Genomic DNA, 26,177 nt, shown 5'->3' on the forward strand with positions numbered 1-26,177 from the left:
GGTGCATCATATAGGCAGTTTTTCTTGCCAGATAAGGTGCGCTGTTTCTAACATCTGACGGCAAGCACTTCGCCCGCCACTCTTTCTACGTCGCATCGAAGGAGGGCCCAACGGGCGCAACCGGGTAAGGCGACGGGTTTCACGAATGGACATCACGTTTCTTCTGAACGGAGAGACAGTGCAGCTGTCGGATGTCAGTCCGACGGTCACCCTGCTGGACTGGCTGCGTGAGGAGCGTGGCCTGACCGGCACGAAAGAAGGCTGCAACGAAGGCGATTGCGGCGCCTGCACCGTGATGGTCACCGACGAGGGCAGCGCCAAGGCATTGAACGCCTGCATCCTGTTCCTGCCACAACTCCATGGCAAAGCCGTCCGAACGGTCGAGGGCGCAAGCGGCCCAAACGATGAGCCTCATCCGGTCCAGAGCGCAATGGTCGATCTGCACGGCTCGCAATGCGGCTTCTGCACCCCCGGCTTCGTGATGTCGATGGTTGCCAGTCACGCAAATGGCGCAACCGACCACGACACCCAACTGGCCGGCAATCTGTGCCGCTGCACCGGCTACGCCCCGATCATCCGCGCCGCGAAAGCCGCCGAACCACATCCCGTCCCGCAATGGATCACTGACGACCAGTCCTTCTTTTGTTCAAAAATACCTCGGGGGGAGGCCGCAGGCCGGGGGGCAGAACCGACCTTCCTCCCCAGGTCATCCGACGAATTGGCGGAAGTCTATACCCAGTACCCCAACGCGACACTCATCGCCGGTGCAACCGATGTCGGCCTTTGGGTCACCAAGCAATTGCGTGAGCTTGACCCGGTGATCTTCCTCAACGGCTGCGAAGACCTAAAACAGATCACAATCACCGACGACGAAATCCGCTTCGGGGCAATGGTCGACATGAACCGGATGGGCGAGGCTATTGCTGATCTCCACCCCTCCTACGCCGAAATGATCCGTCGCTATGCCAGTGTCCAAGTGCGCCACGCGGCCACCGTCGGCGGCAACATCGCCAATGGCTCGCCCATCGGGGACAACCCGCCTGCCCTGATCGCTTTGGGTGCAACTCTGCACCTTCGCAAAGGCGACACCCGCCGGTCCCTTCCTTTGGAGGAGTTTTTCATCGACTACGGCAAACAAGACCGCGCGCCCGGTGAGTTTGTTGAGGCCGTCAGTTTCCCGCGTCAACCCGACCGCCTGAAAGCCTACAAACTCAGCAAACGGTTCGATCAGGATATCTCGGCCGTTTGCGGGTGTTTCAATATCACCGTTACGGACGGCACCGTCACGCAGGCGCGCATTGCGTTTGGTGGCATGGCTGGTACTCCGAAACGGGCAACCCATGTCGAGGCCGCACTCATCGGCAAACCTTGGTCGCACGACGTGATTGACGCCGCACTGCCCAGCTTTGCTGAGGACTATTCACCACTCACGGACATGCGCGCCTCGGCAACCTATCGGCTGGAGACCGCCAAAGCGATGCTGGAACGGTATTTCCTGGAAGATCAGGGCGAAGTGACAGACGTGCTGAAGGTGACGGCATGAGCGTGGCCAAACCCCTCCCCCACGACGCGGCACTGCTGCATGTGGCCGGCGCCGCACGTTATGTGGATGACATCCCGACGCCAAAGGGCACCCTGCATCTGGCCTTTGGCCTGAGCCCGATTGCCAAAGGTACGATCACCGCGATGGACTTGTCGGCCGTGAAAGCTGCGGATGGCGTAGTACAGGTCATGACGGCCGAGGATCTTCCTTTTGCCAACGATGTCTCTCCGTCGATCCATGATGAGCCACTGCTGTCGGATGGCACGGTTCACTATATCGGACAGCCCGTGTTTCTGGTCGTCGCCACCAGCCATCTCGCCGCTCGCAAGGCCGCGCGGTTGGGCAAAATCGTCTATGCCGAAGACACCCCGATCCTGACCATCGAAGAGGCGCTGGCCGCCGACAGCCGGTTCGAGGATGGCCCCCGCATCTACGCCAAGGGCGACGCAGATGCCGCAATCGCCAGTGCGCCCCATATCATCGAAGGAAGCTTCGAGCTTGGCGGGCAAGAGCATTTCTACCTCGAAGGACAGGCAGCTGTGGCCGTGCCCAATGAAGGCGCGGATACGCTGGTCCACAGTTCCACCCAGCACCCCACCGAGATTCAGCACAAGGTGGCCGATGCACTGGGCGTTCCGATGCACGCCGTCCGGGTTGAAACCCGCCGGATGGGCGGCGGGTTCGGCGGCAAGGAAAGCCAGGGCAACGCTTTGGCCGTGGCTTGTGCTATCGCCGCGCGCGCAACCGGCAAGGCCTGCAAGATGCGCTATGACCGCGACGATGACATGATCATCACCGGCAAACGCCACGCCTTCCGCATTTCCTACAAAGCCGGGTTTGACGAGAACGGCCATATTCAGGGCGTCTCGTTCCTACACCACGCGATTTGCGGCTGGGCGCAGGACCTGTCTCTGCCCGTCGCCGACCGCGCGATGCTGCATTCGGACAACGCCTATCTGCTGCCCAATGCGCGGATCGAGAGCCACCGGCTGAAGACCAACACCCAATCCGCCACCGCCTATCGCGGGTTCGGGGGCCCTCAGGGCATGGTCGGGATCGAGCGTGTGATGGACCACGCCGCGCATGCGCTGGGTCTGGACCCGGTCGAGCTGCGCCGTCGGAACTATTATGAACCCGCCCACAAGGTTGCTGAGGCTGCACCGGCAGAGAAACCGCTGGGCCACCCTGACCCGCATGAAGACCTAACTAGCCGGGGCGCAGTTGAGACGGGCGAAGCGCCCGTGCGCCCTCTGCCTGCAGGCGGCAACACCACGCCCTACGGGATGGAGGTCAGCGATTTCGAACTGCACGGTATGACCGAAGCGCTGCTGAAATCCAGCGACTATGCCGCACGCAAGGCTGCCATCGAAAAATGGAACGCAGAGAACAGCGTGATCAAGAAGGGCATTGCGTTCTCTCCGGTCAAGTTCGGAATTTCCTTTACGTTGACCCACCTCAATCAAGCAGGTGCGTTGGTGCATGTGTATCAGGACGGCTCGGTCCACTTGAACCATGGCGGCACCGAGATGGGGCAAGGCCTGTTCCAGAAAGTCGCTCAGGTCGCGGCGTCGCGCTTTGGCATTCCGCTGGAGATCGTGAAGATCACCGCAACCGACACGGCCAAAGTGCCCAATACCTCGGCCACGGCGGCGTCTTCGGGCAGTGATCTGAACGGCATGGCGGTCAAAGCCGCCTGCGACACGATCCGCGACCGCATGGCCGACTATCTGGCCGAGCGTCATCAGGCGGACCCATCGACAGTTACTTTCTCGGATGGGCACGTCTCAGTCGGTGCGGAACGCTATACCTTCTCTGAGGCCGCCGCTTTGGCCTATCAGGGGCGCATCAGCCTGTCGGCGACCGGGTTCTACAAGACCCCCAAGATCGAATGGGATCGGATCGCGGGCCGAGGCCGTCCGTTCTTTTACTTCGCCTATGGCGCATCCGTCACCGAGGTGGCCGTGGACACTCTGACTGGCGAAAACCGCATCCTGCGCACGGATATCCTGCATGACGCAGGCGCATCGCTGAACCCGGCGCTCGATATCGGACAGGTCGAAGGCGGCTACGTTCAAGGCGCGGGCTGGCTGACGACCGAGGAACTGGTCTGGGATGGCAAGGGCAATCTGCGCACACACGCGCCGTCGACCTACAAGATCCCCGCCTGCTCGGACCGGCCCGATACCTTCAATGTCGCGCTTTGGGATGGCGAGAACCGCGAGGATACGATCTATCGCTCGAAAGCGGTGGGTGAGCCGCCCTTCATGCTGGGCATATCGGCATGGCTGGCCCTGTCGAATGCAGTCGCAGCCTGTGGCGACAGCTATCCGGCGCTGGATGCACCCGCCACGGCTGAGGAAGTCTGGCGCGGTGTCCAGCGGATGAAAGGAGGCATCTGATGGGCTTCGACCTGGAGGCTTTGAGGGAGGCGGTCAAAACCCACGGGAAAGTCACCCGCGTTGTCATCGCCGCGATTAAGGGTTCGTCCCCACGCGAGGTTGGCGCCGCGATGTTGGTCTGGCGGGATGGCCAGAGCGGAACAATTGGCGGCGGCACATTGGAGTTTCAGGCCGCCGAAGCAGCGCGGTCCCAATCCCTCCCCGCCCGTCTAACCCATCACGCTCTTGGCCCAGAGATGGGGCAGTGTTGTGGCGGTGCAGTTTCACTGTTCAGCGAGGTCTTTGATCAAAAGGCGCTTGAAGCTCTCGACAACACGGTCATAGCGCGATCCGCTTCGGAAGACGAAATGCCTCTGTCCGTGAAACGATTGCTGGCAACTGCACGTGGACAGGGGATTGCCCCCGAACCGCAGCTGATCGACGGCTGGATGGTTGAGCCGGTTCACAAGCCAACCCGAAACCTGTGGATCTGGGGCGCTGGCCATGTGGGCCGAGCACTGGTGGACGTGCTGTCTCCCCTGCCCGACATCGCGATCACCTGGGTCGACACAGGACCCGATCGCTTCCCGGCCTCGGTCCCCGCAGGTGTCGCGACAGTTCCAGCGGCCAAACCGGCCGAGTTGGTGCGCCATGCACCGCCCACTGCCGAGCACCTTGTGCTGACTTATTCACACAATCTGGATTTAGAGCTGTGCAACCGGCTGCTTTCGCATGATTTCCGCTTTGCGGGGCTGATCGGCTCGGCTACGAAATGGGCGCGATTCCGGTCGCGGCTGGCAGCTCTTGGGCATTCGCCTGAACAGATCAGCCGGATCACCTGCCCAATCGGCGATCCCGCTCTGGGCAAACACCCGCAAATGATCGCCGTTGGCGTCGCCGCGCAGCTTCTGCGTCCGGCCCGACAGACTGAGTTGAAGAAGGACCTGAGCGCGTGACCACTCCTCTTTTAAGCCTGCAAGGGCTGACCAAAGCCTATCCCGGCGTCGTGGCCAATGATCAGGTGTCGTTCGACATCGGCGAAGGTGAAGTACATGCGCTTTTGGGCGAAAACGGCGCGGGGAAATCCACGCTGGTCAAGATGATCTATGGGCTGGTGAAGCCGGACAACGGCACCATGATGCTGCGCGGCCAACCCTTCGCACCAGCGGAACCCCGCGCGGCGCGGGCGGATGGGATTGCGATGGTGTTCCAGCACTTCTCACTGTTCGACGCGCTGAACGTGGCCGAGAATATCGCGCTGGGGATGGAGAACCCGCCGCCCATGGGCGATTTGGCCTCGCGCATCCGCGAAGTGTCCGAGACCTATGGCTTACCTTTGGACCCGTACCGAACTGTCGGCGATCTGTCCGCGGGGGAACGTCAGCGCGTCGAGATCATCCGCTGCCTACTGCAAGACCCCAAGCTGCTGATCATGGACGAACCAACCAGCGTGCTGACCCCGCAAGAGGTCGAAATCCTGTTCGAGACGCTGAACAAATTGCGGTCTGAGGGCACCTCGATCCTCTATATCTCGCATAAACTTGAAGAAATTCGCACGCTGTGTGACCACGCCACGATCCTGCGCCTGGGCAAGAATGTCGGCGAGTGCATTCCGGCCGAGACGTCCGCACGCGATATGGCCGAGATGATGGTGGGATCAACGCTGCAAACGCCCGAACGCTCGGGCCGTGAGTTCGGCGAGGTTGCGTTGGATGTCAGCGGTCTGTCGGTGCCATCGCCGTCGGAATTCGGAACGGCGCTGAAGAACGTCCATATGACGGTCCGCAAGGGTGAGGTTCTCGGCATCGGCGGTGTCGCTGGCAACGGTCAGGATGAGTTGCTGGGCGTGCTGTCCGGTGAGATTCAAACCCCTGCCGATGCGATCAAATTCAATGGTCAGCGGATCGGCAAACTCGGCCCTACCGCCCGCCGGAAACTGGGCGTGCTGACCGCGCCTGAGGAACGTTTGGGTCATGCCGCTGCGCCGGATATGAGCCTGACTGAGAACGCCCTCCTGACCGGGTCGGTGCGCGAAGGTTTGGAGAACAAAGGTTTCCTCAAATGGTCCGAGACCAAAAGTTTCGCTGAAAAGATCATAAGCGCGTTTGACGTCAGAACGCCCGGCCCCGAAAACGCGGCACGGTCGCTTTCAGGCGGGAACCTGCAGAAATTCGTGATTGGTCGGGAAGTCTTGCAGAACCCTGAGGTGCTGGTGGTGAACCAACCGACCTGGGGTGTGGATGCGGCAGCGGCTGCGTCGATCCGGCAGGCCATTCTGGATCTGGCGGCCAAGGGAACGGCGGTGATCTGCATCAGCCAGGATTTGGACGAGTTGATGGAGATTTCGGACAGTTTTGCGGCCCTGAACGAAGGGCGGCTGAGTGCGCCTCGGGAGACAACAGGCCTGACCGTTGACGAGATCGGCCTGATGATGGGCGGCGCCCATGGCATGGAGGTGGCGCATGTGTGATCTGTCGCGTTGCCTTCGGCGAGAGTATTTGGAAAAAGATGAAGACGGGCGGGGAATAAGTACATGATTGTGTTGGAGAAACGGCCGCAACCGTCGAAAGCGTGGTCCTATGCGACCCCCGTGGTGGCAGTGATTGCTACGATGGTCTTTGGCGGCATCCTGTTCGCCATTCTGGGTAAAAACCCGATCGAGGCCATCGGCACCATCTTTTGGGAGCCCCTGTTCGGCGAGTTCGCATTCTACTATCGCCCGCAACTGCTGGTGAAAGGCGCGCCATTGGTGCTGATTGCGATCGGCCTCGCGTTGGGTTTCCGCGCCGGCATCTGGAATATCGGGGCCGAAGGGCAGTACATCATGGGCGCCATCTTCGGGGCCGGGGCCGGATTGGCTTTTTACCCTCTGGACGCCTTTTACATCTTTCCAATCATGGTGATAGCGGGGGCCTTTGGTGGCTGGCTCTGGGCCATGATCCCGGCCTTTCTGAAGGTGCGCTTTGGTACCAACGAAATCCTTGTTTCGCTTATGCTGGTCTACGTGGCCGAGCAGATGTTGGCCTCGGTGTCCCTTGGCTTGCTGAAAAACCCCGAGGGGTTTGGCTTTCCCGGGTCGCGCAACCTGCAATCCTATGACAGCGCGCATAATGCCGAACTGATCGCTGGATCAGGGATGCACTGGGGTGTCGTGACGGCCCTCATCGCGGTGATCTTTTCCTATGTTCTTTTGAACCGGCACATGCTGGGCTTTCACATCCGTTTGACTGGTGAAGCTCCGCGTGCTGCAAAGTTTGCTGGTGTGAATCCTGCCCGTCTGATCCTGTTTTGTCTGGGCCTGTCCGGCGCTCTGGCCGGTCTGGCGGGGATGTTCGAAGTCTCAGGCCCTTCGGGTGTGGTCAGTATCGACTTTAACGTTGGCTACGGCTTCACAGCGATCATTGTAGCCTTTCTAGGCCGACTGCACCCAGTGGGTATCCTGCTGGCCGGTGGCTTGATGGCGCTGACCTATATCGGCGGTGAAATCGCGCAGTCTCAGCTCGGGCTGCCTGCCGCTGCCATTCAGGTGTTCCAGGGGATGCTTTTGTTCTTCCTGCTGGCATTCGATCTTCTGACAAACTACCGCATCCGTGCGGCCCGTAGCGAGGTAGCGTAATGGATCTTGGTGAAATCAATCCCGTCCTTCTGGTCGCCTCGCTCATGGTTGCGGCGACCCCCCTGCTGCTGGCCGCGATCGGAGAGCTGGTCGTCGAAAAAGCAGGCGTTCTGAACCTCGGCGTCGAAGGCATGATGATCGTCGGCGCGATCAGCGGTTTCGCGATCTCGGTGGAAACCGGCTCGCCATGGTTGGGTTTTATCGCGTCAGCTATTGGCGGTGCGGTGCTGTCACTACTGTTCGTGTTGCTGACACAGGTCGCTCTGGCCAATCAGGTGGCCAGTGGCCTTGCGCTGACATTGTTCGGCCTTGGGTTCAGTGCCCTTCTGGGCCAAAGCTATGTGGGGATCAAACCCCCCAGCATGGAGGATATCCATATCCCCCTAATCAGCGATATTCCTGTCATCGGGCCAATCTTTTTCCAGCATGACCCGATCCTCTATGTCGGCATCGCTTTGACTGCGGGTGTTTGGGCGACGCTGAAATACACGCGTGTTGGTCTGATCCTGCGCGCGGTGGGTGATAACCACGATGCAGCGCATGCGTTGGGCTACAAAGTCATCAAGATCCGCATCATGGCGATCCTGTTTGGCGGGGCCTGTGCCGGGCTGGGCGGCGCCTATATCAGCCTGATCCGTGTCCCTCAGTGGACCGAGGGCATGACCGCCGGTGTCGGCTGGATCGCTCTGGCGCTGGTGGTGTTCGCCAGCTGGAAGCCATGGCGTGCCTTGCTGGGTGCCTATTTGTTTGGCGGCATCACCGTGTTGCAGCTTAATTTGCAGGCAGCGGGCGTTGCCATTCCTGTCGAGTATCTGGCAATGTCGCCCTACATCATCACGATCCTTGTGCTTGTGATCCTTTCGGCCGACAAGAGCAGCGCACCTGCCTCGCTGGGCCGGATTTTCCACGCCTCGCACTAGGGGCCAACTGAACCAACTTGGGGAGTAACACATGAAATTCACGACACTTCTGGCAAGCGCCACAATGGCGCTGGGTCTGGCCTCGGGGGCCATGGCAGCCGACGACAAGACCAAGGTCGGCTTCGTCTATGTCGGTCCGGTGGGCGACGGCGGCTGGACCTATGAACACAACAAAGGTCGCCTGGCCGTTGAGGAAGAGTTCGGCGACAAGGTTGAAACCGTCTTTGTCGAATCCGTTCCCGAAGGCCCGGATGCCGAGCGCGTCATGACGCAAATGGCGCTGGAAGGCGCTGACCTGATCTTCACAACCTCGTTCGGCTATATGGACCCGACCATTAACGTGGCGAAGAAATTCCCGAATGTGAAATTCGAACACGCCACAGGCTACAAAACCGCCGACAACGTTGCTGTCTACTCGGCCCGTTTCTATGAAGGTCGTGCCGTTCAGGGCCACATCGCGGGTAAGATGACCAAGTCTAACATCATCGGCTATATCGGGTCCTATCCAATCCCTGAGGTTATCCGTGGCATCAACTCGGCCTATCTGCACGCCAAGAAGGTGAACCCGGATGTCGAGTTCAAGATCGTTTGGGCTTACACTTGGTTCGATCCCGCGAAAGAAGCTGACGCTGCCACTGTTTTGATCGAACAGGGCGCGGACGTGATCCTGCAGCACACCGACTCGACCGCGCCTCAAGCGGCTGCGCAGGAGGCTGGCAATGTCGTGACCTTCGGTCAGGCCTCGGACATGAGCGAGTACGCCCCGTTCCCGCGCGTATCTTCGATCATCGATGACTGGGCGCCCTACTACATCGCACGGACCAAGGCTGTCATGGACGGCACATGGGAAAGCGCCAACACATGGGACGGTATCCGCGAAGGCATGGTCGCAATCGGCGAGATCTCAGACGCGGTTCCCGCAGATGTCAAAGAAGAGGCTCTGGCGCTGAAAGCAGCCATGGCTGCAGGTGAATACCACCCCTTCACCGGCCCGATCAAAAAGCAGGATGGCAGCGACTGGCTGGCCGAAGGTGAGGTCGCAGATGACGGTACGCTGGCCGGTATGAACTTCTACATCGAAGGTCTGGAAGGCGAGATCCCGCAGTAAGCTGCAGGGCGTATCGAAAAACCAAAGGCCCGCATTTTGCGGGCCTTTTTTGTTGGGGCTAAATTGCCCAGATCAAGGTCTGAACCGTCAGTGCCCCGTCAGCACCAAGGTGTTCACCGGCATCAGGATCAGACGTAACCGAAGGCCGGCCGCATGAACCACTCCAATCGTGTCGACCACATGCAGGAACGCCTTGTTCCAAAAGCCGAGGCTTTCATCCTCTAGCTTGTGGTGGTTGTCGGTATAGACATTGGCCAGACAGTTGCTGCCCGGAGGGATGTCATCCGCCATGCCTTTATACAGCGGCTCCATATACACCAGAATCGAACCCGGCACTTTGTTGTGCTGGACGTCCCGCAACTCGTCTGTTGGACGAATCTGACCTGAGGGTATGACGTCCTGCACCTCGACCACAACCATCGGGATCACAGTGAAGGGTTTGGTCATGCAACCCAGCTCTCCAATCATGCCCGGTTTGATGACCTGAGCAGACATCTGGTTGAACGCAGCCTGAAAACGATCATGGCCCGAGTGCGAAGGCACCAGAATGCCAGCCGGGCGCAACAGCGGGCTGACATAGTCACCAACCTGCAGACCGAACTGTTCGATCCGACCGGTAACACCCGCGCTGATCACAGTCTTGTCCAGCTCAGTCAGGGCTGCATCCAGTTGCGCGTTGGCGCTGGACAATTGGGCTGGGATCAGTTCCTCGATCTGCTGTACCACGGCGGCGCGCTGCGACTGGGCGGCGGTGACCTGCGCTTCGCGTTCAGCCACCAGATTCTCCAACCGCTCAATCTCGGCCAGACGCACCGCGCTGGAGCCTTCGTCGCGCAGTGTGGTGTTACGCTCTAGGTCTTCGACAGATTGTGCCAAGGCGGCGCGCGCACCGGCGATCCCGGCATCCGCCTGCGCCAGATCCGTCTCAGCCACTTTCAATGAGGCTTGAACCTGCGCGATCTGTGCATGGGCGGCCTGAACCTGCGCCTGTTGGGTGAAATCCTCGATCCGGAAAATCGGCTGGCCCGCGGTCACCGTATCGTTGTTGCTGACATAGACCTCAGACACCCGCCCGCCCAGTTGCGGCAGGATCGTGACTGTCCGAAAATACGAGGCCGCCGTGCTGGAGGCCGGATGGAAGTAGAACAGCGTGGTGATCACGGACAGCGCCAGAATGGCACAGGTGGTCAGGCCCCAGCGTAGCTCGTACCACATGGTGAAAAGTGTGATCTCATGCCCGATCCGCTTACCTTGGACAAAGCGTCGGAACAGGAAATCCGGCAGCACCGTAATCAGGGCGCAGAGCATCGTTTCGATCATGGCTTACTACTCCGGCGTATTTTTGGTTTGTGGTGCCGGAGGGGCCGGTTCGGCAGGTGCCTGAGGTGCAAGAGACTGACCGAGTGAGCGAATAGCTTCCGCTATGTTTCGCATCGGGGTCGCAAAATCTGGGAATTGGAAACCGGCAACCAGAACGGCTGCGATCCAGAAAATGCCGTTATGTGTAAACAGCGCCAACAGCGCCAAAATGCCCACCAACTGGAACTGAGGGTGATTGTTCTCATGCGCCATTTTCTCGGGCACCGAATGCAGCGTCAAATATCCGACACCAATCAACACAACCAGAACGACAAAAAACACGACCATTGCCGAAAAGAGGTAGTCGCTCCCATCGGCTGCGACGACATATTTTGGGATATGTCCCGTAGCCATAGGATGGAGGTCCGCTGCAGTCACCTTAATCTCCTTCTTTTCTATGATGCGTCTTTGGCCGGGTTGATCGCCAAATTCAAGCCTGCTTATAGTTCCCCGAAATCCAAGCATATTCTTATAACAAGCACCAAGACCCTTATGACATCTGCTTCATCACAATCCATCCCGGTCACCCTGCGATGATCGACTTTCTAATCATCGGCGGCGGCATCGCTGGCCTTAGCGCGGGCGCGCGTTTGTCTGCTCATGGCTCTGTCACTGTTCTCGAGGCTGAGGACGCTCTGGGCTATCACTCATCGGGTCGCTCGGCTGCGATGTTCGAGGAAAACTACGGCCCGCCCTCGGTGGTTGCGCTCAATCAGGCCGGGGTCGATTACCTGCGATCAGCGAACGGAGGCTACCTGACCCCCCGAGGTCTCATGCTGGTTGCACGCCACGATCAGACCGACCTGTTTGCCAGAGACGTCGAAGAACTGAACGTAAGCTCCATTTCGCCGCAGCAAGCCATCGACAAAGTCCCGATCCTGAACCCGGACGTTCTGTCCCACGCCGCCATCAGCGTGGACGCCTTCGACATCGATACCGACCGCCTGATGCAGGACTTCGCGCGCGTGATCCGGGGTAATGGCGGTTCAGTCCTGACCCGCCAGGCCGTCACCGATATCCGCAAAACCGGCCATTGGGTCGTTCAGGCAGGCGACGTGTTCGAGGCCCGAAACTTGGTCAATGCAGCTGGCGCTTGGGTGGATGAGGTCGCCGCGATGGCTGGCCTGCCGCCTATTGGCATCGTGCCGAAGCGCCGCTCCATGGCCCGTATTCCCGCACCCGGAGGGCATGACGTATCCAACTGGCCCATGCTGATGGGGCCGGGGGAAGGTTGGTATGCCAAGCCTGATGCGGGGAAATATCTGGTTTCACCCTCCGAAGCCGAACCGACAACGCCTCATGACGCCTATGCCGACGATATGGTTCTTGCAGAAGGTCTGGCGCGGTATGAGGCTATGGTGACAACCCCCGTCACGCGGCTCGAGGCGAACTGGGCCGGGCTGCGTAGTTTTGTGGCGGATGGGACGTTGGTGCTGGGGCCAGATCCACAGGACCGCTCGTTCATCTGGTGCGCGGGTCAAGGTGGGTACGGGTTCCAGACATCGCCAGCTGCATCGTCCCATCTGGCCAGCCTTGTGACGGCGACGCCGTCTGAACTACCTAAAGAAATCGTCAATCAGTTGCATGTGGAAAGGTTGCGATCATGACCAAACGCGTTCTGCCTTCGAATGCCAGCGTCGCGACGCAAGGCGATGGGGCCCGTATGATCGCCCCAGCCGCCAGCCGCAACTCGGACGCGCTATGCGCCTTGCTGACAAAGATGGCACCTGCCTCGGGTCGCGCACTGGAAATAGCTAGCGGCACTGGGCAACATGTTGCCGCCTTTGCACAGACACTGCCCAACTTGGTATGGCAACCCACAGAAATCGACCCTGAACGCCGCGCCAGCATCGACGCCTATGCGAAGGGCGTCTCCAACATCCGTCCCGCCACCGATCTGGATGCGACCTCCGCAGGCTGGCATGAGGCATTCCAAGAGCAGGACCTGATCGTTCTGATCAACCTGCTACACCTGATCTCATGGCCCGAAACTGACACGTTTCTCAGCGAGGCCTCACAGGCTCTGAGTCCGGCAGGTCGCCTCATCATCTACGGCCCCTTCATGCGACACGGCGCTTTGACCAGCCCAGGGGATGAAAAGTTCCACGAAGCCCTGGTCTCACAGAATCCAGAGATCGGGTACAAGAACGACAAAGAGATCAAAGAGCGTTTGCAGTATTACGGCTTGCAGCTGGTCCAACTGGTGGAAATGCCTGCCAATAATCTCGCATTTGTTGCTCAAAGGCCGAAAACCTGATCAGTTGTTGGGCCGATCAAAGCCTGCTGGCGCAGGCTTGCCTCCGGCGGAGTGTTTTTGAACAGAAGAAGTAACGGACCGTCAACTCTGATATGCGACTGTCGATTTGCGGTACAGGCGGAGGCGCCGATGACCGCAACAGGAGAAGGCCCCCCTTGCCAAAAGCAGGGGGGCTGGATTTTTCACCAGCCCCCGCCTCTTCTGTTTGAAAATACCTCCTCCGGAGGCATGTGTCGCCGCAGGCGGCGCATTCACTAGCGCCGCCGCAGTTATTCAAGATGTCAGCCGTCCTTGCGGATGGTTTCGTTCTTCGGGTCGTAGGGGCTGTCGCATGTGACAACGGCATCCCACAGCTTGTCCTGAATCTTGACCTTCAGATTGGTGCCTTCAACCGCGAGATCAGGCGTCACATAGCCCATGCCGATGGATTTCTCGAACGCCACTGAGTAACCGCCCGAGGTCAGACGACCCACGCGTGCGCCTTCCGTTGTGTACAGCGCCTCGCGGCCCCACGGGTCGGCATCGTCTGGTCCGTCGATTAAAAGGGTGCAGCACTTGAAGCGCACACCAGTCTCTTCCAGCTTGGCCTTGCCGTGGAAGTCTTTCGACAGGTCGACAAAACGCGGCAGGTCGGCTTCCAGCGGGGTCGCGTCGCGGCCCAATTCGGTGCCGAAGGCGCGATAGGATTTCTCCTGACGCAACCAGTTCTGGGCGCGCGCGCCGACCAGCTTCATACCGTGCTTCTCACCCGCCTTTTCCAGCAGGTCGAACAGGTAGTTCTGCATTTCGATCGGGTGGTGCAGTTCCCAGCCCAGCTCACCCGTATAAGCCACACGGATCGCGTTGACCGGGCACATGCCCAGTTCGATCTGACGGGCCGACAGCCAGGGGAAGCGCTTGTTGGACAGCGCGGTTTCCGGATCAGCGTCTTTGATGACCTCTTTCAGAACGTCGCGCGACTTGGGTCCGGCGATGGCAAAGACGCCCCACTGAGTGGTCACGTCTTGGATCTCGATGTAGCCGAACTCCTCCATCTTGTCCTCGGCTGCTTTACGCAGATAGTCGGCGTCGTACTCGGTCCAGGCACCGGCAGAGACGATGTAGTAGTTGTTCTCGCCTTTGCGGACGATGGTGTATTCGGTGCGGGTGGTGCCGTGCGACGTCAGCGCGTAGGTCAGGTTGATACGACCGACCTTGGGCAGCTTGTTGCAGGTGAACCAATCCAGGAACCGGGTCGCACCGGAGCCTTTGACGATATGTTTTGTGAAGGCCGATGCGTCAATCAGGCCCACGCCTTCGCGGACCGCTTTGGCTTCTTCGACTGCATACTGCCACCAGCCACCACGGCGGAACGAGCGGCTTTCCTTGTCGAAATTATCCGGCGCATCGACAGGGCCAAAATAGTTCGGACGTTCCCAACCGTTCACCCAACCGAACTGAGCGCCACGCGCTTTCTGACGGTCATAGGCCGGAACGGTACGCAGAGGACGGCAGGCTTCACGCTCTTCATCCGGGTGGTGCAGGATGTAGACGTGCTCGTAGCACTCTTCGTTCTTACGCGCCGCGAATTCGGTAGTCATCCAGTTGCTGCTATAACGCTTGGGGTCCAGCGATGCCATGTCGATCTCGGCTTCGCCATCGACCATCATCTGCGCCAGATAGTAGCCGGTGCCGCCCGCAGCGGTGATCCCGAAGCTGAAGCCCTCGGCCAGCCACATATTGCGCAGCCCCGGTGCGGGGCCGACCAGCGGGTTGCCGTCGGGGGTGTAGCAGATCGGGCCGTTGAAATCGTCTTTCAGGCCAGATTCGGCGCAGGAGGGCACGCGCTCAGCCATCGCCATGTACTGGTCTGCGATCCGGTCGATATCCAGCGGGAACAGGTCAGCGCGGAAGCTGTCAGGTACGCCATGTTCGAAACGTGCAGGCGCACCGTGTTCATAGATACCCAGAATCCAGCCACCGCGTTCTTCACGCGCATAAGACTCGTTGTCGGCGTCACGCACAACAGGGTGCTCGGGGTTACCGGCTTCACGCCAATTGACCAACTCAGGGTCTTTGTCCATGACAATGAACGTGTGCTCGACCGGGATCGCGGGCATCTTGATGCCCAGCATCTTGGCGGTGCGCTGCGCGTGGTTGCCCGATGCGGTCACGACATGCTCGGCGGTGATCACCACCTGCTCATCGGAGGGAACAAGGTTGCCGCCCTGCTCGATCATCTTGGTGCAGGTGACTTCCCAATGAGTGCCGTTCCAGTGGAAGGCATCCGCCTGCATCTTGCGAACGATGTCGACCCCGCGCTGACGGGCACCTTTGGCCATCGCTTGGGTCACGTCAGCAGGGTTAATATAGCCATCTTCGGTGTGATAGATCGCACCCTTCAGGTCGCCGGTTTCGATCAGCGGCCAGCGTTCCTTGATCTGCTCGGGTGTCAGCCATTCGTAAGCGACGTCACAGGTCTCAGCTGTAGACGCATAGAGCATGTATTCGTCCATACGCTCTTGCGTCTGCGCCATGCGCAGGTTGCCAACCACGGCGAAACCCGCGTTCAGACCGGTCTCTTCTTCAAGCTGCTTGTAGAAATCGACCGAATATTTGTGGATGTGGGTCGTCGCGTAAGACATGTTGAACAGCGGCAGCAGGCCCGCCGCGTGCCAGGTTGAGCCCGAGGTCAGCTCGTCCCGCTCGATCAACATCACATCATCCCAGCCCGCTTTGGCCAGGTGATAGGCAATCGAGGTTCCGACGGCGCCGCCGCCAACGACCAGTGCTTTGACTTGGGTTTTCATAACCGGGTGTCTCCCCTTGGAATCTGTTGCCACCATATGGCTTGATTCCGAAATCAATCGCGGAAGCCATCCGACCAGTGATATAAGAAAAACGACCCGCACGGGAGATGCAGGTCGTTAAATGGCGACTTACGATCCAGCCATCAGCCTTCGGAGCGACACCGTTTGGTGTTTCCAACGGTCTTGCACACCAGTTTGCCAGGCGGCTCGGCGGTTTCGGATTCCTGAACTTCCGACGTGCTGTCAACGCTTGCGGGTTCATCCTCGGGCCCGCCAGTGAAGGCTGCGATATAGTCGCTTGCGCTGAGCCCGTCACCCGAGGCTTTGGCTTTCTGGTAGTAGTCCAGCCCCGCGACCGCCAGCCCGGCCACCGCGACAAAGCCAGCCAGATATTTTGCACTCATGTCGATCACCTGTTCGTCTTTCGCCGCAAGAAACCACATCACCTAGACGATTTGTGGGCACAAAGCAGACAAGATCGCGGAAACTGCTAGGTGTGATCGGCCAGTATCTTTCCCGGATTCATGATGTTGTCGGGGTCCAGCGCCGCCTTGATCGCGGCCATGTAGTGTGTTGCCTGCCCTAGTTCTTTCTCAAGATACGGGCGTTTGCCCTGCCCGATGCCATGCTCGCCCGTGCAGGTGCCCTCCATCGAGATGGCCAGATCGTTGAGCCAACCGACAAACTCATCGGCCCGGCGGACTTCCTCGGCGTCGTCCATGTCGATCAGGGGCAGCGTGTGAAAGTTCCCATCGCCGACATGCCCAACGATAGGCGCAAGTAGGTCAAGCTCGGCAGCTTTGTCCTGAGCGGCCCCTACGGCCTCGGCCAGACGGGATATTGGTACGCAGACATCGGTCGAGATCCCCTTGGCGCCCGGTCGCAACTGAAGGCTGGCCCAGTACATGTCGTGACGCGCCTGCCAAAGCTTGTTGCGTTCTTCGGTGGTTGAGGTTGCCGCGAAGTCCGTGCCGCCAAACTCTTCTGCAATCTGGCCGAAAATCTCGGCCTGTTCTGCTGCGCTGGCGTCCGAGCCGTGGAACTCTAAAAGCAGCAGAGGCGTTTCGGGCAGGGTCAAGCCGGAATAGGCGTTGGCGGCTTTGACGGAGAGTTCATCCAGCAATTCGATCCGCGCGACAGGTACGCCGTATTGGATCGTCATCATCACCGCCCGGCAGGCGGCATCGACGGTTGGGAAAGAGCAGCGGGCCGAACTAATCGCCTCGGGGATACCATGCAGGCGCAGGGTCAATTCGGTGATGATGCCCAGCGTGCCTTCGGCCCCGATCAAAAGCCGCGCCAAATCGTACCCCGCCGAGGATTTCTTGGCTCGATTGCCGGTTCGGATGATCTGCCCATCCGGCATCACCGCCTCAAGGCTCAATACGTTGTCCCGCATGGTGCCATAGCGCACCGCATTTGTTCCGGACGCGCGGGTCGCAGCCATCCCGCCGAGTGAGGCATTGGCACCGGGATCAATCGGAAAGAACAGTCCCTGATCGCGCAGATGGGTGTTCAGATCTTCACGCGTGACGCCGGGTTGCACGACGCAATCCAGATCCTCGGCGTGTACCGCCAGCACCATGTTCATCTGGGTCAGATCGACCGACACCCCACCGGCAGGCGCGTTCACGTGCCCTTCAAGCGAAGTACCCGTGCCAAACGCGATTACCGGCACCTTATGCGCGGCACAGGTTTTGACGATCTCGGAGACTTCCTGAGTGGTATGGGGAAACACCACCGCGTCGGGGCTTTGATTGGTGATCCAGGTCGTGGTGTGGCCATGCTGTTCGCGGATGGCCGCACCAGTTTGCAGACGATCCCCAAACTGTTGCTTCAAGATGCCGAGCGCCGTTCCAATTCCTGCCTCATTTCTCGGCAAAGCCGTCGCCTGCACCATGCTACCCCTTTTCTGCCCGCCAAATGCACGGGCCTTTCCCAATGTGTCGAAAAGGCCCGCCCGAACCGGGCAAGACCCAGGTCTTATTCGCCGAGCGCGATCCCTTCACGCCTATGGTCTGCCCCACCGCTGAGAGTTTCGCCGATCTCAATCGCATGCAGACCCGAGGTCAGATCGCGTGGGTTTACCTCGAACCCGATTTCGATCAGCGCATCTGCGTAGCCTTCGGCCGCAGTGTCCACCTCTACATCATAGGTTCCGAACCGGTTGACCAGATGCGGCAGCGAGATCGCCTGCTGCACATCCATATCCCAATCCGCCCAGGCGATGATCGACTTGGCAACATAGCCAATTATGCGGCTGCCTCCAGGAGAACCGATGGCCAGAACCGGCGCGCCGTCCTGCATGACGATGGTCGGGCTCATGGACGAACGCGGGCGCTTGCCGGGTTCCAGACGGTTCGCGATGGGCACTCCGTCGCGATGGGTGCGGAACGAAAAATCCGTCAGTTCGTTGTTCAGCAAAAACCCGTTCGTCATCAGGCGCGAGCCAAAGCCGTTTTCAATCGTCGTCGTCATCGACAAGACATTGCCGTAACTGTCGACGATCGAGATATGCGAGGTCGAAGGCAGCTCCAATGACTCGTCATCAGCCCAGTTCATCGCATGATCGAACTCGGGATTGCCCGGAGCGACCTCGGTCAGCGCGCCCTCGGCATTCAAAAGCTCCGCGCGCTGCGCCAGATAGTCCGGGTCGACCAGCCCGGTGGTTGGCATCGGTACAAAGTCACTGTCAGCCATGTAGCGCCCCCGATCCGCAAAAGCGAGGCGCGAGGCTTCGCCGATCAGGCGCCATGCCTCCATGCTATCTGGGCCCATTTCGGCCAGATCATAGCTGTTCAGCATACCCAGAATCTGCCCAACGGTCAGCGCCCCGGACGACGGCGGCCCCATCCCGCAGACCTCATAGGCGCGGTAGGCCGCGCAGACCGGATCGCGTTCAATGACCTGATAAAGGGCCAGATCGGTTCCCGACAATACGCCGGGGTTGCCCGGCGCGGTGCGGACGGTCCGAACGATATCTGACGCGATTTGCCCGCCGTAGAACCCGGCGGCACCGTCCTCGGCCAGAGCGCGCAGTGTATCCGCATAGGCCGGGTTCATCAGGCGTTGGCCCTGCTGCAGTGGCTCGCCTTCGGGCAGGAAATACTCAGCCGTTGCAGGGAAGCGCGAGAGGCGCTCGGCGTCATTGGCGACCAGACTGGCCAGACGAGGCGAGACAAGGAACCCATCATCTGCAAGACGGATACCATCGGTGAACAGCCCGGGCCAAGGCGAGCGGCCCCAGCGGCGGTGCGCCTCTTCCAGCACGGCAGGCGTTCCGGGCGTGCCAACAGACAACCCTCCGACAACGGCATCAAAGAATTGCAAGGGCTCGCCGTTTTCATCCTGAAACAGGGTCGGCGTCGCATCCAACGGGGCCGTCTCACGCCCGTCCAGTGTAGTAAGCTGTCCCGTGGCGGCATCGTACCAGACCAGAAACGCCCCGCCCCCAAGGCCCGAGGATTGCGGCTCGACCAATCCCAGAACAACCTGCACCGCGACCATGGCATCCGCTGCCGATCCACCGGCGCGCAGGATTTTTGCCCCGGCCTCAACTGCCAAGGGGTTGGCCGCAGCGACCATCCAATTCTTGGACTGTACGGGCACGCCGCTTGTTTTGGCCTCTAGCGCCGCGATCAACTCGTCGGTCAGAGCTTGAACTTGACCTTCGCTTGCGCCTTCGGGGGCCACGGAGTCCGCTGTTTCCTGGGCAAAACCCGGAGCGGCAAAGGCTATGGCAGACAGAAGTAATCCTGAAATCCGATTGATACGCATAATGTGCTCCTAGAAAAGGTTACAGCATGGATGGGACCACCTGATCCGGAGGTCTGTGCCCATCCTCGAAGGTCTTGATATTGATAATAACTTTCTCACCCATCTCGATCCGCCCCTCCAGTGTGGCCGATCCCATATGGGGTAGCAGCACCACATTGGGCAGCTTGCGAAGGCGTGGGTTCACCTGCGTGCCGTGTTCATACACATCCAACCCGGCGCCCGCGATATCGCCGGACCGGATCAGCCGCGTCAGTGCGTTTTCGTCGATCACCTCACCACGCGACGTGTTGACGACCACAGCCGAGGGCTTCAGCAGCTTCAATCGCCGCGCGTTAAGCAGGTGGAAAGTCGACGGGGTCGAGGGGCAGTGGACCGATATGACGTCCATCCGCGCCACCATCTGATCGAGGCTTTCCCAGTATGTCGCCTCCAGATCCTGTTCAATCTCGGGGCGCAACCTGCGGCGGTTGTTGTAATGTACCTGCATCCCGAAAGCACTGGCACGGCGCGCAACAGCCTGACCGATCCGGCCCATACCCAGAATACCTAGACGTCGCCCTCCGATCCGTCCACCAAGCAAAGCGGTCGGAGCCCAACCGGACCAATCGCCCTGCTGCATCAGCGCAACACCTTCAGGGAAACGACGAGTCACCGCCAGGATCAGCGCCATGGTCATGTCGGCCGTGTCGTCTGTCAGAACACCCGGAGTGTTCGAGACCAGAATGCCACGCTGACGCGCGGTTGAGACGTCGATATTGTCGACCCCTGCCCCGTAATTGGCAATCAAGCGCAGTTTTTCACCGGCTTGCCCCAGCAAACCACCGTCGATTGTGTCGGTCACCGTCGGCACCAGCACGTCGGCCTCTTGCACCGCGGCGACCAGTTCCTCACGGGTCATGGGGGTGTCATCGTCGCGCAGGCGAACATCAAACAGCTCACTCAGTCGCGTTTCCACTGCTTCAGGCAACCGTCGCGTAACAACAACACTCAGACGTTCTCTTGGCACTTCCGCCCTCCCACTGCTTTGCAAACGCGCTTGCGTCATGGCATCGTGGCGCAGGATAAGGCGGGGCACAAGAACCCCAAAGGCATTGAGTCGACCTTTTTTCGAAAGCAGATCAACAGGCACAAGAGCAGGCAGTCAGTGAGTGGTCTTATACCGGTGAAACGCCTTTGTTTGGCGATCCTATCCGCGTATCTTGTTGCGTTCGGCTCCGCGCCGGTCGCGGCCCAAGACGCGCGCGGCCCGGTCACCAATCTGCCCCTTCCGCGCTATGTTTCGATGAAGGCTGCCGAAGGCAATGTGCGCCGCGGTCCGTCCCTGACCCATCGAATCGATTGGGTCTTCAAGCGGCGCGGGATGCCGCTTCAGATCACCGCGGAATACGGCAACTGGCGCAAGGTACAGGATCGCGACGGGGCCGGAGGCTGGGTTCACTACGCCCTGCTGTCCGGCGTGCGCACAGTGCTGATCGAATCCGAGATGCTGCCCGTTTACGCCCAACCCGACACGAACTCGACCGTCAACGCGCATTTCGAAACCGGGGTGGTAGCTCGTCTTGGCGCGTGTTCGCTGGATTGGTGTCGCATTTCGGCGGGGGGCTACAAGGGGTGGACGCTGAAAGCCAACCTCTGGGGCGTCGATCCGTCGGAAGTCCGGGAATAGCCTCTTTCTCTAATCCCGTACCCTAGTCGGATTGCAAAGCCGCTATTTCGTCAAGCGCGCTGATGATGTCTTCGGCATGATCCGGATCGGCAAACAAAGTCCGAAACAGCGCCGCCAGAGGGTAGCCGGGCCAGGCTTCGTCCAACAACAGAATTGTGGCCCGCGCGCGCTCATCGTCTCCGAGCCTTTGATAGCTTGCCGCCAGATAACCGATCGAGATCGCGCTGACCGGATCACCCAGCCTGACCGCCTCGTTGAACTGGTCTACCGACGCCTGGTAATCCCCCAAGTGATAGCTGGAGGAGGCCAACACGCTGCGATAGGGAAATCTACCGTTTGTCGTATTGGCGCCCCGCGCCCGATTGGCGGACGCTATAGCGCGCTGGAAATCCCCACCAAACAGCGCGAACAGGGCATCAAAATTCGTGACGTGGATATCATCAGGGGCAAGCCGTGTTGCGCGCGTGGACTGTGCAAGTGCTGCCTCATGCTCGCGCGAGCAAAATGAAGCCAGGGCAAGGGCGGAATGGCTCCAACCTTCGTCTGGCGCCAGTTCTAGTGCCCGCTGCGCGCGAGTTTTAGCAAGGGCCAAAAGCGCCTGTTTTTCGGCTCCGGGCGGGGTTGTTAAGGCAAGGATGCTGATCGCCTGCGCCGAACCGGCGTAGCCGCCAAAATACGTCTCATCAAGCGCCATGGCGCGTTCGAACATGCCGCGCACGGCTTGCAGCCTATCGCGGTCCAGAACCGGGAACATCAGCAGGCGCGCCTCAGTCGCCAGATTAACGGCTTGTAGCTTGGTCGGGTTTGTCGAGAACAGCGCCTCTCTGATGGCTTGTTCCTGATTGGCATTTGCTGAGACGGCGACCGGGCTGGGCGGTGACTGGGGCGATCGGGAGAAGAGCATCAAGCCGCCTGCGATAGCCAACGCGGCCAAAACCGCCACTGTGACCCAGACCATCTTGGAGGGACGCGCTCGGTCCGAGGGTATATCGATGTCCAAAACCTCAAACCGGGGGACATAACCACCCGGATCTACATGGATGCGCAGCCTCTGATCCTTGCCGGAGTTCGAATAGAAGCTCGCCAATCGCCGACGCATGCGCCCTGCATCGACCCGCACGACGGCCATGGGGTCACCCCCAGAATCCAGCGCCCTTCCATAAACATCCTCGGCGATCGACTTGGCGCGGATATCCTCGGACCGGCCTGCCAGAAGCTTGTCGACAACGTAACTAAGGAAAGACTGCAGTCGCTCGGCCCCATCGAATTCCGGGCTGTCCAGGACCGCCTTCAGTGCCCGCTGAATGTCTTCATCCGAGAGCGTTCTTTGATCCGGATCTGACTTTACACTGGCGTCTGACATCGCTTTCGTTAACCGCTGGCTGGTTTCAAGCCTTTGAAAAATAACATGTTACCCCGTAACATACGTTAAGATACCTGAATGTGTAAATGAATTTCAGACAGAATGATTAACAAAGGAGGGGAACGGACCTCATCGCAGGGGCGCAACTGGGTTCAGACACCGTGAGGCTTATGATGGCTTGCTTGTCGATACACTTTCCTGATCAGGCGAATGACATCCGGCGCCTGCGAAGCTCAGACACGGTCTTTGCGCAAATCTGCGCTGACTTTGAAAGCCTGGCTGCTCTTCTTCCCTGCGATGCAAGTGACCCAAGAAATTCTGATCTTATCGACAGCCTCCGAGGGCTTGAGGACGAAATCAAAACTTACCTTTCGTCCCATTCGACCCCACCCGAGGGCTAATCAAGACGCAAAAAGGCGATTCAAATGTTGGCCAATCTTCTCTTCTACGTCGGGCTCCTCGTGTCGTTGACCATCGGGTTCATGTATTTCCGTGATCTCGGTGACGTCAGCCAGATGGTGCTGAGGGTCAAGCGCAATAACATGATCCGCTTTATCCGGAATGAGAACACCTATCTTGCCGCGGGATTCACCGGGCTTGCGCTGATGCTTGTCGGGCATTTTCTGGGCGGCGGTCCCGGCTGGCTGTTCTTCCTCGGTGCGCCAGCGATAACACTGGTGATTATTTTCCTGTTCGTGTTCCCATGGGTTTGGGTCCATATCGGCCTACGCAACCAGCAAAACACCGCCCGCTACTACCCAATTTCTGAGGCGCAGCGATACATCAACCCATCCGCCAGCGTTCTCGTGATCGAAAACAATGGCCACGCGCGGGCGCATTCCGACGCCCAGCTGATGCGCCCTCATCTGGCCGGCAACGATGAGGGGTTGGGTGGCGACGATATCGTCATGACCTATTGCGCCATGGCCAATCTGGGTCAGGCCTACAAACCCGAAATCCACGGCAAACGTCTGGATCTTGAGGTGATGGCCCAGCACGGCAACAACCTGATCCTACGCGACAACACTACCGGAGAGCCAATCCAGCAGATCTATGGCCGCTTCGACAGCGACGCCTCGAGAACAGCGGCAATGCAGCCATGGCCCACCTTTCGGATGAGCTTTCGGGGATTTCAAAAGGCCTACCCAGATGGTGAGGTCTTTCTGAACAAGCCCTCCTCGAACCCGCTTCTCAGGTTGTTCGACACCTTTACTGAAACCGTTTTCTCCTCGGGCATCGCCAAGCAGCACCAAGAAGAAGCGCCCGTCATGGACAACATGAGCCACAGCGACAACCGTCTGCCCAACAAAACCTATGTCTGGGGCATCACGATCGGTGACGACGCAGTTTGCTGGACCGATGATTTCCTGGCCGAAAATAAAGGGCTGATCAACGCCACGGTTGGCGGGCGTGACGTCGTGGTGTCCTACGACCCAATCTATGAAAGCGTTGGCGTCTGGTACAATGACAGCGGCGCGCCGATCACCCATGTCGATTTTTTCGGAAACGCGGATTCCGGCCAATTGACCCGTGTTGAGACCCTTCGATCGGGCATGTTCTGGCATGTCTGGGTCGAGTTCTTCCCCGGCACGGACATCAACCGCTCCGGCCCGCCCCACATCACACCTGACCCCCGCCAGACCCCCGCCCAAAGCGAATGAGGATTGTTGAAATGAAAACCCTATCCAGCCTGTCGGTGCTGTTCTGTCTATCGGCCACGATCTCAACCGCTCAGGATGCGCCGATCATCCATGATGCCGAGTACTACATCCTCGAAGCGCAGAATGCCGAACAATGGGCTGCGGACAATGCCGAGGTTGATCAGTTGCTCGAAGAGTTCCGAAACTCGAACGACGGCAAGCCACCCAACATCATCAATATCCTGATTGACGATATCGGCTTTGGCGATCTTGGTATCCCTGAACTGAACGCGGTGCGCGGGTATTCCACGCCCCATATTAACGCTTTCTCAGACGAAGCGATGCGCATGGTGCGCATGTATACCGAACCCTCCTGCACGCCCACACGGGTTGCGATGATGACCGGGCGGCTTCCGGTTCGGATGGGCATGGGCGACACCACCGTGGATATCGCCGGGTTCGGCCTGCCCGCCGACGAAGTCACGCTGGCCGAGATCCTGTCAGATGCGGGCTATGCGACTGTGCATGTGGGTAAGTGGCACATGGGCGACATCCCCGAGGCCTGGCCCCATAACCAAGGCTTCGATTGGGCGGGGTTCCCGGTTCACCAGCAGGGCCAACTGACAATCTATAACGATGATGCGATCAAGGAACAAGTCTCGGTCGGGATAGCGGATTTCGATGACCGTTTCGTACTCGACGACTTCTTTCGCCCCGACCCCGCCGCTATGGTCACCGGTCTTGAAGCTGAACGCGGTGGTCTTGCGCGCGAAGTTGACATGACCGCGGGCGAGCGCTGGACCGCCGAAAAATATGACGAAATGAACCAGCGCTATCAGGATCAGACGCTTGAAAAAATGCGCGAGCTGGCTGGCGGGGACGCGCCTTTCTTCCTGCAATATTGGCCACTCATTCCGCTGGATAACACGCGCGCAGGTCGTTCGGGGCCGCAATCGCCGAACGGAGGGCTCTATGTCGACAAGATGCAGCAGCTCGACAGCTGGCTGGGCGATATCTTCAACGAGATGGAGGCGCTTGGCCTGGCCGACAACACCATTGTCATCGTGATGGGCGACAACGGCCATTTCACCAAGTATTCGCCGCAATCAGGTTTCACCCCGATGGTTTTCGCCGGTGGCAAGGGTGATGTGTCCGAGGGCGGCATTCGGGTCGACAGCTTCATCCGCTGGCCCGGTATGATCGAGGCCGACGGCATCGTCGGAGATATCGTCCACGTCTCGGATCTCTATACCACGCTCGCGCGGTTCGCCGGGGCCGAGAGCGGTATTCCTCGGGATCGGTTGGTGGACGGGGTCGACCAATCCTCGCTGCTGCTGTTGGGCGAGACAAAAGGACGGCGCGATCATCTGATCGTCTATTCCGTCCACACACCCCGCGCGGTCATCAAGGATCAACTAAAGCTGCGCATTCCCGGAGCCGGAGAGAGCGCGATTCTAGCCGATTTCTTCGATGTTTACCGCGATACCCACGAAAAATACCCGGTGTCGACCGAGGTTGGAGCTTGGGGCGGGCAAGAGTTTGTCCGCATTCTGGGGCGTCATCTAAAACGCAAGGAAAAGTATCCAGACATCGAACCAGCCCGTGGTGTTCCCTATGAAGGCATCGAAAACCTGCGACCTGAAACCGAAGCCGCTGTCGAGGCATTCCTGCTCAAACAGTCTTCTGTTGGCAGATGATCGTATATCCGGACACTGACGCCTTGAAGCAAGGTCGTCGCGAAATTTGAAAGTAAGGAGATTC

20 protein-coding genes are annotated in these 26,177 nt (G+C 59.5%); 12 read left to right on the forward strand and 8 right to left on the reverse strand.

Annotation, left to right across the window (positions count from 1 at the left end; translation table 11 throughout):
- Positions 1-145: 145 nt before the first annotated feature.
- From xdhA to ACR0NO_RS04260, 7 genes are all read left to right on the forward strand, one after another.
- Entirely contained in the window at positions 146-1,543 is a 1,398-nt protein-coding gene (gene xdhA / locus ACR0NO_RS04230) for a xanthine dehydrogenase small subunit (protein ID WP_480723079.1), read from the forward strand.
- Positions 1,540-3,942, forward strand: a complete 2,403-nt coding sequence (xdhB, locus tag ACR0NO_RS04235) for a xanthine dehydrogenase molybdopterin binding subunit (protein WP_480723080.1) — start codon at positions 1,540-1,542, stop codon at positions 3,940-3,942. Before xdhA ends, xdhB begins: the two co-directional genes overlap by 4 nt.
- Positions 3,942-4,877, forward strand: a complete 936-nt coding sequence (gene xdhC, locus ACR0NO_RS04240) for a xanthine dehydrogenase accessory protein XdhC (RefSeq protein ID WP_480723081.1) — start codon at positions 3,942-3,944, stop codon at positions 4,875-4,877. Before xdhB ends, xdhC begins: the two co-directional genes overlap by 1 nt.
- Positions 4,874-6,391, forward strand: coding sequence for an ABC transporter ATP-binding protein (locus ACR0NO_RS04245; RefSeq protein WP_480723082.1), 1,518 nt, complete (start codon positions 4,874-4,876; stop codon positions 6,389-6,391). Before xdhC ends, ACR0NO_RS04245 begins: the two co-directional genes overlap by 4 nt.
- A gap of 63 nt (positions 6,392-6,454) precedes the next feature.
- Positions 6,455-7,537 carry an ABC transporter permease gene (locus ACR0NO_RS04250; protein ID WP_170374478.1) on the forward strand — a complete coding sequence of 361 codons (1,083 nt, stop codon included), beginning with the start codon at positions 6,455-6,457 and terminating at the stop codon, positions 7,535-7,537.
- Complete coding sequence (locus ACR0NO_RS04255) at positions 7,537-8,457, forward strand: ABC transporter permease (protein WP_480723083.1); 921 nt, start codon at positions 7,537-7,539, stop codon at positions 8,455-8,457. The genes ACR0NO_RS04250 and ACR0NO_RS04255 overlap by 1 nt, the downstream gene beginning before the upstream one ends.
- Before the next feature lie 31 nt (positions 8,458-8,488).
- Entirely contained in the window at positions 8,489-9,565 is a 1,077-nt protein-coding gene (locus tag ACR0NO_RS04260; RefSeq protein ID WP_170637604.1) for a BMP family ABC transporter substrate-binding protein, read from the forward strand.
- An 87-nt stretch (positions 9,566-9,652) separates the two neighbouring features.
- On the opposite strand, the gene ACR0NO_RS04265 is transcribed toward ACR0NO_RS04260, so the two are convergent.
- Both ACR0NO_RS04265 and ACR0NO_RS04270 read right to left on the reverse strand, forming a co-directional pair.
- Entirely contained in the window at positions 9,653-10,885 is a 1,233-nt protein-coding gene (locus ACR0NO_RS04265; RefSeq protein ID WP_480723084.1) for an HlyD family secretion protein, read from the reverse strand.
- Positions 10,886-10,891: 6 nt separating this feature from the next.
- Positions 10,892-11,389 carry a hypothetical protein gene (locus tag ACR0NO_RS04270; protein WP_480723085.1) on the reverse strand — a complete coding sequence of 166 codons (498 nt, stop codon included), beginning with the start codon at positions 11,387-11,389 and terminating at the stop codon, positions 10,892-10,894.
- A gap of 68 nt (positions 11,390-11,457) precedes the next feature.
- On the opposite strand from ACR0NO_RS04270, the gene ACR0NO_RS04275 reads away from it, so the two are divergent.
- Together ACR0NO_RS04275 and ACR0NO_RS04280 are read left to right on the forward strand one after the other, a co-directional pair.
- The gene (locus ACR0NO_RS04275; RefSeq protein WP_480723086.1) at positions 11,458-12,531 is read left to right on the forward strand and encodes an NAD(P)/FAD-dependent oxidoreductase; all 1,074 of its coding nucleotides are present in this window, start codon (positions 11,458-11,460) and stop codon (positions 12,529-12,531) included.
- Entirely contained in the window at positions 12,528-13,181 is a 654-nt protein-coding gene (locus tag ACR0NO_RS04280) for a DUF938 domain-containing protein (protein ID WP_480723087.1), read from the forward strand. Before ACR0NO_RS04275 ends, ACR0NO_RS04280 begins: the two co-directional genes overlap by 4 nt.
- A 281-nt stretch (positions 13,182-13,462) precedes the next feature.
- On the opposite strand, the gene ACR0NO_RS04285 is transcribed toward ACR0NO_RS04280, so the two are convergent.
- The 5 genes from ACR0NO_RS04285 to ACR0NO_RS04305 all read right to left on the reverse strand — a co-directional run bounded on the left by ACR0NO_RS04285 (position 13,463) and on the right by ACR0NO_RS04305 (position 20,753).
- Positions 13,463-15,970: a GcvT family protein gene (locus tag ACR0NO_RS04285; RefSeq protein WP_480723088.1), complete on the reverse strand. Its 2,508-nt coding sequence runs from the start codon at positions 15,968-15,970 to the stop codon at positions 13,463-13,465.
- A 143-nt stretch (positions 15,971-16,113) separates the two neighbouring features.
- Positions 16,114-16,416, reverse strand: coding sequence for a hypothetical protein (locus tag ACR0NO_RS04290; protein ID WP_480723089.1), 303 nt, complete (start codon positions 16,414-16,416; stop codon positions 16,114-16,116).
- A gap of 44 nt (positions 16,417-16,460) precedes the next feature.
- Positions 16,461-17,870 carry an FAD-binding oxidoreductase gene (locus tag ACR0NO_RS04295; protein ID WP_480723090.1) on the reverse strand — a complete coding sequence of 470 codons (1,410 nt, stop codon included), beginning with the start codon at positions 17,868-17,870 and terminating at the stop codon, positions 16,461-16,463.
- Positions 17,871-17,953: 83 nt separating this feature from the next.
- Positions 17,954-19,747, reverse strand: a complete 1,794-nt coding sequence (ggt, locus tag ACR0NO_RS04300; RefSeq protein WP_480723091.1) for a gamma-glutamyltransferase — start codon at positions 19,745-19,747, stop codon at positions 17,954-17,956.
- A gap of 19 nt (positions 19,748-19,766) precedes the next feature.
- A complete protein-coding gene (locus ACR0NO_RS04305) occupies positions 19,767-20,753 on the reverse strand; it encodes a 2-hydroxyacid dehydrogenase (protein ID WP_170460359.1) in 987 nt (328 codons plus the stop codon).
- 171 nt (positions 20,754-20,924) lie between these two features.
- Here ACR0NO_RS04305 and ACR0NO_RS04310 point away from each other — a divergent pair, with 171 nt between their 5' ends.
- Entirely contained in the window at positions 20,925-21,413 is a 489-nt protein-coding gene (locus ACR0NO_RS04310) for an SH3 domain-containing protein (RefSeq protein ID WP_480723116.1), read from the forward strand.
- 22 nt (positions 21,414-21,435) lie between these two features.
- Here the strand turns inward: ACR0NO_RS04310 and ACR0NO_RS04315 are convergent, their stop codons facing one another.
- Positions 21,436-22,776, reverse strand: a complete 1,341-nt coding sequence (locus ACR0NO_RS04315) for a tetratricopeptide repeat protein (protein WP_480564121.1) — start codon at positions 22,774-22,776, stop codon at positions 21,436-21,438.
- Positions 22,777-23,201: 425 nt separating this feature from the next.
- Between ACR0NO_RS04315 and ACR0NO_RS04320 the strand changes: the two genes are divergently transcribed.
- The gene (locus ACR0NO_RS04320; RefSeq protein WP_480723092.1) at positions 23,202-24,437 is read left to right on the forward strand and encodes a DUF3179 domain-containing (seleno)protein; all 1,236 of its coding nucleotides are present in this window, start codon (positions 23,202-23,204) and stop codon (positions 24,435-24,437) included.
- 11 nt (positions 24,438-24,448) lie between these two features.
- Complete coding sequence (locus ACR0NO_RS04325) at positions 24,449-26,113, forward strand: sulfatase-like hydrolase/transferase (RefSeq protein WP_170643187.1); 1,665 nt, start codon at positions 24,449-24,451, stop codon at positions 26,111-26,113.
- Positions 26,114-26,177: the final 64 nt, after the last annotated feature.

The organism is Ruegeria sp. CL3 (genome assembly GCF_056536505.1).